The organism is Ulvibacterium sp. (assembly GCF_965228935.1).
Lineage (GTDB): Bacteria > Bacteroidota > Bacteroidia > Flavobacteriales > Flavobacteriaceae > Ulvibacterium.
Window position 1 is genome coordinate 479,864 of sequence record NZ_OZ245846.1, and the last position, 12,284, is coordinate 492,147.

The 12,284-nt window shown below is 38.4% G+C and carries 13 protein-coding genes; 5 read left to right on the forward strand and 8 right to left on the reverse strand.

Features of this window, described 5'->3' with window-relative positions:
* The 4 genes from ACO06Y_RS02160 to ACO06Y_RS02175 all read left to right on the forward strand — a co-directional run bounded on the left by ACO06Y_RS02160 (nt 1) and on the right by ACO06Y_RS02175 (nt 3,945).
* Nucleotides 1-1,590 (forward strand): type IV secretory system conjugative DNA transfer family protein, encoded by a 1,590-nt coding sequence (locus tag ACO06Y_RS02160; protein ID WP_422082183.1) that lies wholly within the window; start codon nt 1-3, stop codon nt 1,588-1,590.
* A gap of 792 nt (nt 1,591-2,382) precedes the next feature.
* Nucleotides 2,383-2,682: a hypothetical protein gene (locus tag ACO06Y_RS02165; RefSeq protein ID WP_422082184.1), complete on the forward strand. Its 300-nt coding sequence runs from the start codon at nt 2,383-2,385 to the stop codon at nt 2,680-2,682.
* Nucleotides 2,683-2,713: 31 nt separating this feature from the next.
* On the forward strand, nt 2,714-3,088 hold the full coding sequence (locus tag ACO06Y_RS02170) for a hypothetical protein (protein ID WP_422082185.1): 375 nt from the start codon (nt 2,714-2,716) through the stop codon (nt 3,086-3,088).
* 20 nt (nt 3,089-3,108) lie between these two features.
* The gene (locus ACO06Y_RS02175) at nt 3,109-3,945 is read left to right on the forward strand and encodes a potassium channel family protein (protein ID WP_422082186.1); all 837 of its coding nucleotides are present in this window, start codon (nt 3,109-3,111) and stop codon (nt 3,943-3,945) included.
* Nucleotides 3,946-4,504: 559 nt separating this feature from the next.
* Here the strand turns inward: ACO06Y_RS02175 and ACO06Y_RS02180 are convergent.
* The 8 genes from ACO06Y_RS02180 to ACO06Y_RS02215 all read right to left on the reverse strand — a co-directional run bounded on the left by ACO06Y_RS02180 (nt 4,505) and on the right by ACO06Y_RS02215 (nt 11,357).
* Nucleotides 4,505-5,329, reverse strand: a complete 825-nt coding sequence (locus tag ACO06Y_RS02180; RefSeq protein ID WP_422082187.1) for a DUF4138 domain-containing protein — start codon at nt 5,327-5,329, stop codon at nt 4,505-4,507.
* The gene (gene traM, locus ACO06Y_RS02185) at nt 5,326-6,240 is read right to left on the reverse strand and encodes a conjugative transposon protein TraM (protein WP_422082188.1); all 915 of its coding nucleotides are present in this window, start codon (nt 6,238-6,240) and stop codon (nt 5,326-5,328) included. Before traM ends, ACO06Y_RS02180 begins: the two co-directional genes overlap by 4 nt.
* 21 nt (nt 6,241-6,261) lie before the next feature.
* Complete coding sequence (locus tag ACO06Y_RS02190) at nt 6,262-6,876, reverse strand: conjugal transfer protein TraK (RefSeq protein WP_422082189.1); 615 nt, start codon at nt 6,874-6,876, stop codon at nt 6,262-6,264.
* Nucleotides 6,877-6,896: 20 nt separating this feature from the next.
* On the reverse strand, nt 6,897-7,742 hold the full coding sequence (locus ACO06Y_RS02195; RefSeq protein WP_422082190.1) for a hypothetical protein: 846 nt from the start codon (nt 7,740-7,742) through the stop codon (nt 6,897-6,899).
* Between the two features lie 3 nt (nt 7,743-7,745).
* Complete coding sequence (locus tag ACO06Y_RS02200; RefSeq protein WP_422082191.1) at nt 7,746-8,327, reverse strand: conjugal transfer protein; 582 nt, start codon at nt 8,325-8,327, stop codon at nt 7,746-7,748.
* 63 nt (nt 8,328-8,390) lie between these two features.
* The gene (locus ACO06Y_RS02205) at nt 8,391-10,799 is read right to left on the reverse strand and encodes a TraG family conjugative transposon ATPase (protein WP_422082192.1); all 2,409 of its coding nucleotides are present in this window, start codon (nt 10,797-10,799) and stop codon (nt 8,391-8,393) included.
* Entirely contained in the window at nt 10,771-11,070 is a 300-nt protein-coding gene (locus ACO06Y_RS02210; protein ID WP_422082193.1) for a hypothetical protein, read from the reverse strand. Before ACO06Y_RS02210 ends, ACO06Y_RS02205 begins: the two co-directional genes overlap by 29 nt.
* On the reverse strand, nt 11,070-11,357 hold the full coding sequence (locus ACO06Y_RS02215) for a hypothetical protein (RefSeq protein WP_422082194.1): 288 nt from the start codon (nt 11,355-11,357) through the stop codon (nt 11,070-11,072). The genes ACO06Y_RS02210 and ACO06Y_RS02215 overlap by 1 nt, the downstream gene beginning before the upstream one ends.
* A gap of 210 nt (nt 11,358-11,567) precedes the next feature.
* On the opposite strand from ACO06Y_RS02215, the gene ACO06Y_RS02220 reads away from it, so the two are divergent.
* Complete coding sequence (locus ACO06Y_RS02220; protein WP_422082195.1) at nt 11,568-12,185, forward strand: N-acetylmuramoyl-L-alanine amidase family protein; 618 nt, start codon at nt 11,568-11,570, stop codon at nt 12,183-12,185.
* The last annotated feature ends 99 nt before the right edge of the window (nt 12,186-12,284 follow it).

The following is a 12,284-nucleotide window of genomic DNA, read 5'->3' on the forward strand; positions in this document are numbered from 1 at the left end:
ATGGAACAATTGGACTATACTGTTGTGTTTTGGATATTGCTTCTGGGAAGTGGTTTGGGCCTCTTTATTGTCCGAAGGTTTAAGTCCGGTTTCTACCTAAACACGCTGTGGATAATATTGGGGTTAACATGGGCCTGGTCGGAAAGTGAAAGTGTCCAACAGTTCATTCCGGTGATGTTGGTCATCGGGCTGCCTTTATTCTTTATCAATATCCTATGGTTTGTCTACTTTCCCAAAGAAAGCGACCACACTATTGAAAATCGCTACGTTGTTCGTCTAAAAGTTTCCAAAGGGAAGGTGCTTTTACAAAATATCCGTAGGGGAATCGCCATTATAGGTGCCGCTGGAAGTGGCAAGACCGAAAGTGTCGTTTATCCATTGTTAAGGCATTTCAATCACTGGAATTTCAGCGGGGTTATTTACGATTATAAAAACTTTGAAATTACCGAAATGGCCTATCCGCTTTTTAGCAAAGGTGACATTCCGTTCCAGATTATTTCGTTCGATACGATTTATGCCAAGGTCAATCCTATTGCGCCGAGGTACCTACCCGATGAGGAAAGCGTCAACGAAGTATCCCGTGTTCTTGTGGAAAACCTCCTGGAACAAAAGGACAATCACATGAATGCCACGACCCGGTTCTTCAATGATGTGGTCGAAGGGTTGATCGGGGGAATGATTTGGCGACTGAAAACGGATTTTGAGGACGCCTGTACCCTACCCCACCTGATAGCACTCTATCAACATTTGGATACCAAAAACTTAATCAGGTTCTTGTCCGGGAACACAATATCAAGGGCCATGGCAGATGCCTTTATAAGTGGAGTGGAATCGGAGCGGCAGACCGCCGGGGTCAAAAGCACCTTGGCAAATGCCTTTAAAAAAATCAGTACACAACGTATTTTTATGGTTCTTTCGGAAGATGAAATTAACCTGAACATCAACGATCCGAACAGTTTAAAAGTAATCTCGGTAGTCAATAATCCAAGGATTGAGACATCATTGTCCCCGGTAATCGCAACGATTCTACATACGATTACCAAGCAGATGAGTGTACGCCACCGAAATCCGTCCTTTCTACTTATGGAAGAAGCCGCCACCTTGAGATTATTGAATATGCACAGAATTCCTGCCACCCTGCGGAGTTACAATATCGCTACGGTCTATGTGCTCCAGGACAAGATCCAAAATGATATGATGTACGGCCCTATGGCCAGCAAGGCCATATTGAGCAATCTTTCCTATCAGTTCTTCGGCAAGGCCAATGACCCGGATACCGCCAAATATTATGAGCGTTTCTTTGAAATTGTAAAGCAGGAAACAAAAAGCGTGAACAAGGGTTACAACCTGAATTTTGATACTAGGGTGACCAAAGGCGAGCGAGAAGTTGCCAAGACCCGTGCCAACGTTTTCTATGGGCTCCGACAAGGGGGGTTTGTGGTTTTGGCCGATGGAAAGGATGAAAAAGTACAATTTAGGGGTCCTAAAATTTTAAGACAGTTGCCCTTACCGGAAAGGAACCACAAAAAGAAGCTTCAGGAAAATTTTGAGCGAATCCATATAGAAGTACAGGGAATTTTTGGAAGGTAGTATTACCAAAAATTCGGTCTCGGTGATAGTTATTAGAGTTTATCGAAGCCTGCTTGATTTTGATTTAGAACCGTTAAACGAGTTATACATAAGAAAAATCTTCGACAATTTTAGTATATTTAATTCAACTTCCTTTCTTCCATTTTTATAATTTCTAGCCCACCTCTTATGTCAAAAAAAACTTTATTTAAACTTTTTGAGATTTTTGACGAACTTAAAAAGGTAAGATTTTCTTACATCACTTTATACATAATAGCGTTGGCTTTATTGTATAAATACGCTTATTACAATTCGTTTAGTGTTGATATAACAAATTATATAAAGGTTCCCGACCTCAGCGTATTTTTAATAAAACTATTACCTAGGTTAATTTATTTTTTTCTTGCATATACTCTCATTTTTCTATTATTTTTTATTTTAAGTGAAGTTTTTGAATCATTAGTCTACCTTTTTAGAAAAAGGAAAATAAAGCACAATCAAAGTCCTGATGATCCCAAACCTTTTTTTTCTAGAATAGAGTTTTTTCTGGGATGGAATATTTTACAATTTGGATTTTTCTACCTTTCTATTACTGAGTTTGCTTTTCCATTTTTTGGCCTACCTCCAAAGGCCCAAATACCTTACTATTATAGCCCTAGATTTATTGCGCCACATGTAGCATTCCTCTCTATTTATTTTGTGAGCATCAGGCTAAATAGCACATACCTAATCTATTTTCTGAAAGCATATAAAATCAGAAATTTTAGTATAGCTAAAATTAAGCTCTGTCTATTGGCGATCTTCATATTTTTTATGACGGGGACAATCGCCACCTTCAACGCTGGTTACAGAATGTCTTCCTTTAATTACTCTATCAGAGAATTTGAATATAGCGACACTCAAATTTCCACTTTAAGTGATAATTTGGTCTATGTGGGAGAGACAACAGAATATGTGTTCATATTTCACAAAGACCTTGTCAAAACGTCCGCGTTCCCTAAGGCCGAGATAAACAATCTCAAATTTTACAATTTTGAAGCTGTTAAGGATTTGGAATATTGGAAATATATAAAAGAAGAACGGGAAAAAAGAAATAAGGAGGAAATTGATTAAGAAACTTAAACGAATACCATTACATTCTCTCATGTCATTTTCATTGATAGTCTTACTCGGGTCATTCTTTTTTTTCAGCCGCTCAATAAATCCCACAGGACATAGTAGGGAATGGTTAATTCATTATAAGTTTGAAAATGAAGACTTTTTATACATTGTAAATGGGAAATATATTTATGATAATAGACAATATAAATATGTTATACTCAATGATACTATAATGCTTCATAGGGATAGTATTCTGCTATATGAAAATCTTGAACTTTTTGGTAAAGATTTAGAACTCGACCGTGAGGATGAAAATAACGAGTATGCACATTTCAAATATTACCAATCTAAGAAAAGAAGACTATTGAAGGAAATCGACAGTTCAAATGTTTACGTTCTTAAAAATGATATAGATTAACCAAATACCTGTCCTTTTAAATGAAAAGAAAAATTTTGAAAGTATTCATTCTCTTTTTAGTTGTCCAAATCGCTTTTTCAATAGTTTATTTTCACCTATACAAATCTTATAACCAAAACTTTTTCTTTTTAAATGAGATATTGAAGAATCAAGTATCTAAGATTAAAGAAAATCTTAATCAAGAAATTTTAGATATTCATAGTAGATATAGTGATCTTCGAAAAGATTCTATATCTATCTCGAAAAGAATAGACTATTCTAAATATGCTGAAAGCCTTATTCAAAAAACGGGTGTAAATGAACTTGAGGACAATATAAACGATTTGAAATTAACAAGTTTGCTTGATACTCTGTACGATTTCAAATTAATAGACCCTGTTGGTTCAAAAGGTATGACTCCTCCTGGGACACAGGGTGAACAACAATTAGTTTTTGAATTCTTAAGTTATAATAATAAAACTCTACGTTTGCAAAATAGGTTTGGTTTTGAAACTAGCCTAAAAGCAAACCAGTTTAACCGCAGGGATTATTATAGGCTAAGTGAAGAAAGAAAAAATCTTATTCTTGAATCTCTAGAATCTTTTCAGACTTCTGCTGCTAAAGCACTGGATGAGAAATTATCCGAAGTGCTATCCGCCAAGGTTTCCAAAGAAAAAATGCTTGAAGAATTGGAGTTGAAAAATGCCAATGTATGGTCCTATTGGGATTTTTTGTATTTCAGCTTCACCAAAATAAGTAACAGCGATATACTTCCCAATTCATCTACTACTAGAGTCGTTGTTACATTTCAAATTCTTATTGAAATATTCATTGTAGGTTTTCTAATTACCATTGTTGCAATAAAGAAGGATACTTAGTGTTGTAAGCTTTCAAAAGGTATGAGATAGCAGTCCTAGCTAATTTTTAGTTCTCCAATGAGTACAAAAAAATGATATGTATTGGTAAATGATAATATCGGTAAGATAAAACTTTAAACCTTTTTAAATTTTTGATAAGTGCCTCTGTCAACAGGATTAGTTAAGTTATCCCAATTTTTTTGCCACTAAATTGCATTGAGGAAATTGGAATAAAATTTCGATATAACAAAATTTTTTTTTCTTCTAAACCTTCAGGTTACCAAATAAGGAATCAACCGAATTTTAGCATTCCTAAATTTCTCCAGTATTAAAGCGCCCAGTTAAATCTATTTATGTGAATCAGATACATTATTTCGGTTCAAGATGTTCCAACTTTCACAGAATAATAAATGTATAATTGCAACCTCTTAATACAATGAATATCTTATTAATTAGTTAAATGACCATTTGCATCCTAAATCAAAAAAATCTGACAATGAATAATTCTCTTCTAAAAGTCTCATCTTTATCCACACTTTTGAAAATGGAAAATAGCCAAAAAGGTTCTGATATTCGCATCTTATAATTTTTGCCTTAGAACCAACTCCCGATTCCCCCTAAATTCCTTAAGACTCAATTTCAATTTTTCATTGTCTCCCAAGGTAAACTTTGGTATTACGTAAACAAATCGAGAAGTCTCACCATGCCTGATTTTATCAGGCATTTTAAAAATATATTGGGGAACAAGTGGCACCGATTGATAGGAGGCTTTTCTTTTATCATTCCCGATGACAAGAGCAACTTTGAGATAGTCGATATTGAAATCGATTCCCGATTCGTTCTTAATCTCGAACTGCAAAAAGACCAGGTCTTCATAATAGACCATGTTCTTGATGGCCAATGACATACCTCCTTTACGCTTCATGATATTTTTGCGCTCACGCTGTTCTAGAATGGCAGCACAGGATCTTTCCAGAAAAACTTCAGGGTATTGTTTTCGTACATTCTTACTCGAATTCGAAATGATTGTATCACGAATGACCGGTGGTAACCTTTGGTGTTCATGGCCGATGCTCTCATCAACAGAAACAAAACGATTCATTTCAGTCAAATTAACGGAGTGCTTAATGATGTAAGAATAGACCTTTCCATCAGTCGTAATGACCAAAAGATTGCTTGGGTTTCCTTTGGTGGCCTTCAATAATCCCAAAGGTTGTGCCCGGTCCCGATTATAGCTGAATACAAAGTTCTCCGACCCTACGATTCCCTGCCGAATGTTGGTCGGGAAGAAAAGAGCCAGGTTCATTGTCGAATTGGCATAAATAGTGTCCAATGTTTGCTTCTCTTGGGCGACCGAAACATTAGCCAAGCTAACAACTAATACTACTAAAAAAATCCGTATCATAGTTTTGGTCTTAAAATGAGTTTATAATTATTACTGACCGTAACCTTAACATTACGGTTGTTCCGCTGAAAGACCCTTTTGACTCCACTCACTTGAGGCACCCCGGGAATATTGATATCCTCTACCACATCGCCAAGCACCTCATTGAATACATCACCCCGAAAGCTGTTTCGGATATAAATACCCTCCAAGCCATCCGCTTTATCATAGGCCTTTAATTTTAAGGAGAAACCCTCAATGTTGTTGACCGTCAAGATGACCCTGTTGGGTCGAAACTTTACTATACCATAAAGCCGTGTATTCTTCTTGACCTCAATTCCTTGAATTGTAGTCCTCTGCATTACCCGCATTTGTAAGCGGTCATTGACCTTAATAGTTTGCTCCCCGTCGATTTCTACTTCCATTGATTCACCTATACCATCTACCAATACTTGCGGACTGACCGCGAAGAACAATTGATGTTCCAGGCCCATGGCCTTTAAGGTAGAAACGATATCCTGGGTATCGATGACCTCCGGTTTCTTCCTTCTCCTTTTCCGCAATGGTTTTCGAATGGCCGATGGAACGGAATCCTGAGAATAATCTATCTGTCCGATTTGATAGATACTGTCTACGATACGTTGTTTCCTTTTATCCAAAAGGCCTTCGTCATATATGCCCGATTCGTCCAAAAAACGCTCATCATAGATACTGGGAGCAATCCGTTCCTTTTCTTCCCTAATGGCATCCACGGCTGCTTTTTTAGAAGAATATATTTCCTGACTTTCCTCCAAGTCGGGTACCAAGGTCTGTTGCAATTCATTAGTAGAATCTTTGTCATCACTGAGGACAAATACCGAGTAGCCCACAATAAATACGACTATCACCGCAATGACAGAGATGAACACAATTTTCTTTTTATCCATTTTCATAATTCAATGTTCAGATTCATTTTATTCATCTGTCTTGATCTTTTTGAGCGAGTTCTCGAAGTAATCGGTGATTAACAGTCCGTGGGTGTTTTTTGGAAAGTTGCGATCCACGGTAATCAATGACCCTGTGGAAACCATTTCGTATCGATCAATGACCGATCCCCTATGTACCTCGAAAGAAGTAACCGTTTCAAACCTATAGGGTTCTGTGCTCAAATCCACTTGCGATTCCACACTCAATACTTTCTGCACTAAGGAGTATTGCAATATGCGGTTATAGACTCCATCCGATTTTTTCTGACGGTATACATTATCTACCGTACTGTTGCCCAACCAGAGTGCTTTTTCCAGATGACTTTCGTAATTACTGTTGTCAATTCCATAAAAGTACTCGTGAAACAAGGCTAGATGTGACAGGGCCTCTACCCGAAGGTTCTCCTTTTGGGATACCAGTTTCAAGGGAATTACTGAGCCATCGGTGTTCACTGCAAAGACACTGTCCATGGCTTTTTTGTACATATTGAATACCATGGTACCGGAGAACACACTTGACAAAAGCGCGGTTACCGTGACTATAATGGTGACATAACGATTTAGCTTTAGTACATCGTAAATGTTTTGATAAGGTAGTTTCATATTAATTAATAGTAATTCATCTATGACGCTGTAAATAATCTTAGGGTAAAAGAAGTTGCCCTCTTATATAATTTGAACTTTAGGAACACGATAAACCCAATGGTTGCCGCTTCCACCAAAATCTTTATGGTATTGTTATCCGTTGGCCCTCCCCAAAGGTTCGTCCAAAAATTGTTGTTGACTTCCGTATACAACTGGTTCACAAAAATGTTGACCAAAAAGAAGGCGGGTACCAACATATAGACTGCGGCATATAGTTTAAAAAAGGTATACGCCATATTTCTAAACTTATCGAAGACTGCCAAACTAATGACCAACGGAAAAAAAGCCTGCATGATGCCCAAGAGGAAATATCGCTCTGCCAGAAACAGGGGATAGATGAACAGGTCTATCATCCAAAGAATGAGCCCGACAAAAAAGCTTAACATCTTGATACCGAAGACCGGAGTGACCAATGCCTCGTACAATAGTGCCCAAGCCTTTTTGGCCGCATCGAACGCCCCAACATCCTCCTCAATTGGAATTTCCTGCAACTGCAATGGAATCAAGGCGGGAGCCGTATTGCGGTATTGTTCTTCGATGGCAACCAGAATACCATCGAAGAAACCGAGAATCTGAGTGGAGAATATGACCAAGAGAATAACAGTAAAATTCTTGGCAAGTTCCCTTGGGGACAGCCCCCATGAATACCCTTCCATATTGACAACACCCTCATTGTATTTCTTAAGGACATTGACCAAGAAGAAAAGGACGGCCAAAACCTTGATACCACTGATGGTATAAGCAGAGAAGTCAGTGCCTTTGATCGTTTCAAAGACGGCATCCACGTATTCAAGGCCAATGCCCAAGGAGATTACCAATTCCACTTTTTAGTAATTTGTTTCCCTATTATTGATTTTGTCTTGCATCTCCCTAAAAGCGATAATGTCGTGATACCTTTGTGCCTTGCGCTCGATCTCGGTCACCATTTCCTTCGACTTTTGCTGATGTACCCGAATAGCGCGCATCCGTTCACCATCGGTCAGCTTTAGATGATCACTGGATAGGATTTCATTAATAAATTCCAAGTCTTCAGTGGCTTGGTCCAAAATGGTATTGAAGGAATTCGATACTCGAGCAACTTCGTCCCCCCTTATATAGGGTGAGTTAAGGATGTCTCTTAAATCTCCCCTGACCATATGATACAGGTGTTCGTTATTGCGGATTAGTTCCTGTACCGCTTTCAACTTTTCAATGGCTACACTAACCTTTTCAATGTTCTCCTTCTGTTTCTTCAAGAAGTTGACCGTCTTGATGATGTTCGAGGTTTGTTTACCTGCCTCCAACAACTGCTTGGCAAAGGAGATAAAATTCACATTATCGTAAACCGGCATTCCTTGGGCTATTCCATGGCCACTTGCAATAAAAAGAAAGGCGGTTACGATTACTGCTTTTTTGATTCTTATTTTCATGATTTACAGGTTTTATGACGCCGTAACTACAAGGTTCCAGCATCTGGTTGAAAATTCTTTGTACTATGCAGCCTTGGGAGTTAAAAATTGCCTTATGGCCTTTTCCATATTTCTACTTTTATTGTAAAGTGCCATTATCGCCTCATTGTCGGAGCCATCGGTTAGGTAAGCGGCAAAAACCTCGGGTGGGACTTCCAAACGGAAAATGTTACTCTCTTTACCAATCTTGATGAACATCTCTGTATACTTTCGTTCTCCCGTCAAGTCGTTCTTTATGGATTTAAGTTGGTTAAGGTCGTGACTGGAGAGGTTAAGCCGCTTTACCAATTCATCATAACCCTTTTCATTATTCAGACTATAGATGACCTGGGTGTTTTCAAGAATACTGGCCGAGATGGAATTGTCCGGTAATTGATTAATGGATTGCAGAATGACGCCGATAGCTCCTTCCTGTTTCCGTATAGCCTGATAGTAGAATTCCACACTCTCCAAAACGTTGGGGAATTTCAACTGCTTGGCGAACTCATCGAATAGGATGATTCCTTTTTCTTCTTTGTTTCTCCATATGGTACGCTGAACGGCAGTTTTGATGAGCTTCAACATCACAGATAATATTTCCTTATTGTCCTTGACCTCATCCAGTTCAAATACAATGAGCCTTTTATCCTCTATTTTATAGGATTGGTCCTCGCTCATCTCGAAGAGGAAACTGTAAAGTCCGCCCTCGACATATTCCGATAAAATATGCAGGAAGTTGGTAATGTTGAAATATGGGGCATCAATGCCCAGCCTATTTAAAAGGTTGCCCCTACCCTTTCTGACAAATTGATAAAAACTTTCTAGGGAATGGTCTTCCGTAACTGTTTTATAATAATGTTGAAGGATTTTCTTCAATGATACCGATTGTGCCTTGGTCACTTTCAAATCCGAAGCCAAAAGTTCAAAAAGGAAAATGGAAAGATCTTCCAAACGTTCAGGACCGACATCATTAATATCGGAAATATAAAAGGGGTTAATTCCCAAATTCTTTCCGCTCTCATAGCGCAGTATAGCATATTGTTCTGGGTACAATTGTGCGAACTTGGTATAAGAGCCACCTAAGTCGATGATAACTAAACGGACACCCATTTCGAAATACTGGCGTAGGATATTGTTGGCCAGAAAGGATTTACCTTCTCCCGTTGGCGCGAAAATGGCAAAGTTCCTTGCCTTGATGCGTTTCTTCTTCTCGTCCCAAACATCCTTTAAAACAGGAATGTTGTATTCCCGTTCGTTAAAGATTATCCCTGTTTTGTCGGAACGGTAATTGGTATTATTAATGAAGAGACAAAGGGCATGTTTAAGATCAGTAACGTATAGATCTTCATTGGAAAAGTTGGAAGTAAAGCAGCAAAAGCTGTTCAAAAAATAGTTTTTGCGTTCCTCACTGCCGGGAGAGTAAGGAACAATATCCAATTCCTTGAATTCCGTTTTTATCTGAGAAGCTATCTTTTCCAGATTTTTCCCGTTCTTTTCCCAATAAATGACATTTAGATGACCTCGTATAATTCTCGAACTATCATCATCATTGATTTGGTCTTGGATATGTTGTATCTTTTTTAGGATGACTTTGTTCTGCGAACCAAAGTTGGAACTTTTGTTCAGCTCCTCTATTTTCTTGTCCAAGAGCTTTCGCCATTTTTGTTTGTCGTCTAAATAGATTATCTGGTTAACCATATGATTCTCGTCCAGGGAAAGTCCTAGTCCATCGATAAATCCCTGATGGAAACTGAAATCATCGGAGGTGAGACGTTCGTTTATTTTGCTTGTCTGCACTTTCTCCCCAAAGCAGCTTTCACTGTTTACGGCCAACACATCATAATGGTGTTCCCCGATCTGGATAGCCTTTATACCAAGTTCAATGGAGGTATCAAAGCCCTCATTGAAACCGTTGAAATAGGCATTGCAGATTTCTAGCATTTCTTGGATTTTCAGAGGGATCAGGGATATTTTTCGTCCGTTATTGATCAAGGAAACCGAATCATTGACCAAAGTCTTGAAGCGTTGCAGGTTATCTTGCAGTACTATGGGTATCTTAGCATCTACTTTTCGAAAAGGGTTTACATACTTTGCGTTGTTAAGTTGTTTGTTCTTGGTCAGCGTAAAGAACAGATAACAGTGATGCTCCATATGCTCTCTTCCCTTGAAATAGTTATGGGTTGCCTTAGATAGGAAGGTGTTATTGGGCAAGTTTTGTGGGTTGTATTCCTTTTTGAAATAGATATCCTGTTTGTGGACCACCGTTCCTACCGGCAATGACTTCAACGCCTGGAACCAGTTACTGTGTATATCCTCAAAGTCCTTTTCCGAAAGGGAATAGATTTCAGGAAGTTGCACACAATAACAGACGACCACGTTGCCATTGTTTGAAAATATCAAATGGTCCTTGATATCCGCTATGGGGCTAAACTTGGAGATATTGATCTTCGACATGGTTAAGAATATTGTCTTTTTTGTTGCTAATGCTTTTTGGGAATACCCTTATAAAATTTAGAAGATGGGTTTTACCGTTCATTTTGTTCAGGCCAATGAACAGGCAGCCGTTCCAAAGGAAAAGTAAAACGACCACTATTAGGCTAAAGGAAAAGATGATGACCAATAGCGAAGCCACGACCGACACCATCAAAAGGGCAAAGAACGATAAGGGCAAACCCCAAATCAAAGCTCCTTTTCGGATGTTCCGGTATACCTCGTAGCTTCTCATTACACAACTATTGAAATGAGATAGGTGAAGATGCCGACCACTGCACCTGCGATAAGCACAAATACCAGTACGCGAGTAATCCCTTTTTTCAAATCGGCATTCTCACCGAAAAAGTGTCCTGCATTAAAAAGGAAGCCTATTAAAAAGATGACCCCAAGGATGATAGGAAAAATGGTACGGATAGTATCCGATACCTCGTTGACCGAATCTTCGATTCCGCCGATCTGTGCATAACTAGCTAAGCCCGTGAAGAGCATTGCCAACGTAAGACTTTTAGCTTTTCTCATAAAAATGTCATTTGCGATATCACCTATTGATACCTGATTAAACAAATTGTCGTCTGCGAAGACTTGTTATGAAATGTAGAACCGCATTAGGGTTTTTGCAGAAGGATTCTCAAAAATTAACTAGGAACGGCGTTAATTATTGATGGAAATACATCGTTTCGAAAGCTTTGTTAAATATTGCTTAGTGAAAAAGTTCAAATCGTTTGAAATATGAGTACTATAATTAGGCTAATTCTATTGCTATTGCTGATAGGCAACCTTGAAATAAGTGCCCAACAAATTTTAAAGGCAGAACGGAAGGTTATTCTAATTGACCCTGGGCATGGGGGAATCGACTCCGGCACGGTATCCAAAGATGGCCTCTACGAAAAGGATGTTGTTCTTGATATTGCAGGAAAGATGATTGCTTGGAACAAAAGCCTGCTGGAGTCCAAATATGACATCTATTTGACAAGAAGTACGGATACCCTAATATCACTTAATGATAGGGTGAAGCTTGCCAAGCATCTGAAGCCGGATATTTTTGTTTCGTTGCATTGTAACCATATAGCAAATCCCAATATCAACGGAATAGAGATTTACGTTTATAGTGCTAACAAACTATCCTTGCTATTTGCAAATTCAATCTTAACTGAACTCAATCAAAAACTCGGATTTAAGACTAGAGAAGTAAAACAGGCCAATTTCCAGATATTGCGGGAAACCATTGAATCTTGTCCTGCCTTTTTGGTGGAACTTGGGTACTTGTCCAACTCTAATGAATCAAATTATCTTAGTCGCAAGGAAAAGAGAAGAGCCTTGGCACTAGCTTTGTTAATGTCACTTTAAACAAGAGACTATGAAAGAACTATTGTCCGAGATTGTGAAAATTATAAGAGCTATTATTCTGCAGATGTGTAAGGAGATATCGAAGCTCTTGAAATCGAA

Bases quoted from the DNA above. Each gene is read 5' to 3' on its own strand.
- ACO06Y_RS02160 (WP_422082183.1), top strand. From the start codon at position 1: ATGGAACAATTGGACTATACTGTTGTGTTTTGGATATTGCTTCTGGGA.
- ACO06Y_RS02165 (WP_422082184.1), top strand. From the start codon at position 2,383: ATGACGGGGACAATCGCCACCTTCAACGCTGGTTACAGAATGTCTTCC.
- ACO06Y_RS02170 (WP_422082185.1), top strand. From the start codon at position 2,714: ATGTCATTTTCATTGATAGTCTTACTCGGGTCATTCTTTTTTTTCAGC.
- ACO06Y_RS02175 (WP_422082186.1), top strand. From the start codon at position 3,109: ATGAAAAGAAAAATTTTGAAAGTATTCATTCTCTTTTTAGTTGTCCAA.
- ACO06Y_RS02180 (WP_422082187.1), bottom strand. From the start codon at position 5,329: ATGATACGGATTTTTTTAGTAGTATTAGTTGTTAGCTTGGCTAATGTT.
- traM (WP_422082188.1), bottom strand. From the start codon at position 6,240: ATGAAAATGGATAAAAAGAAAATTGTGTTCATCTCTGTCATTGCGGTG.
- ACO06Y_RS02190 (WP_422082189.1), bottom strand. From the start codon at position 6,876: ATGAAACTACCTTATCAAAACATTTACGATGTACTAAAGCTAAATCGT.
- ACO06Y_RS02200 (WP_422082191.1), bottom strand. From the start codon at position 8,327: ATGAAAATAAGAATCAAAAAAGCAGTAATCGTAACCGCCTTTCTTTTT.
- ACO06Y_RS02205 (WP_422082192.1), bottom strand. From the start codon at position 10,799: ATGTCGAAGATCAATATCTCCAAGTTTAGCCCCATAGCGGATATCAAG.
- ACO06Y_RS02210 (WP_422082193.1), bottom strand. From the start codon at position 11,070: ATGAGAAGCTACGAGGTATACCGGAACATCCGAAAAGGAGCTTTGATT.
- ACO06Y_RS02215 (WP_422082194.1), bottom strand. From the start codon at position 11,357: ATGAGAAAAGCTAAAAGTCTTACGTTGGCAATGCTCTTCACGGGCTTA.
- ACO06Y_RS02220 (WP_422082195.1), top strand. From the start codon at position 11,568: ATGAGTACTATAATTAGGCTAATTCTATTGCTATTGCTGATAGGCAAC.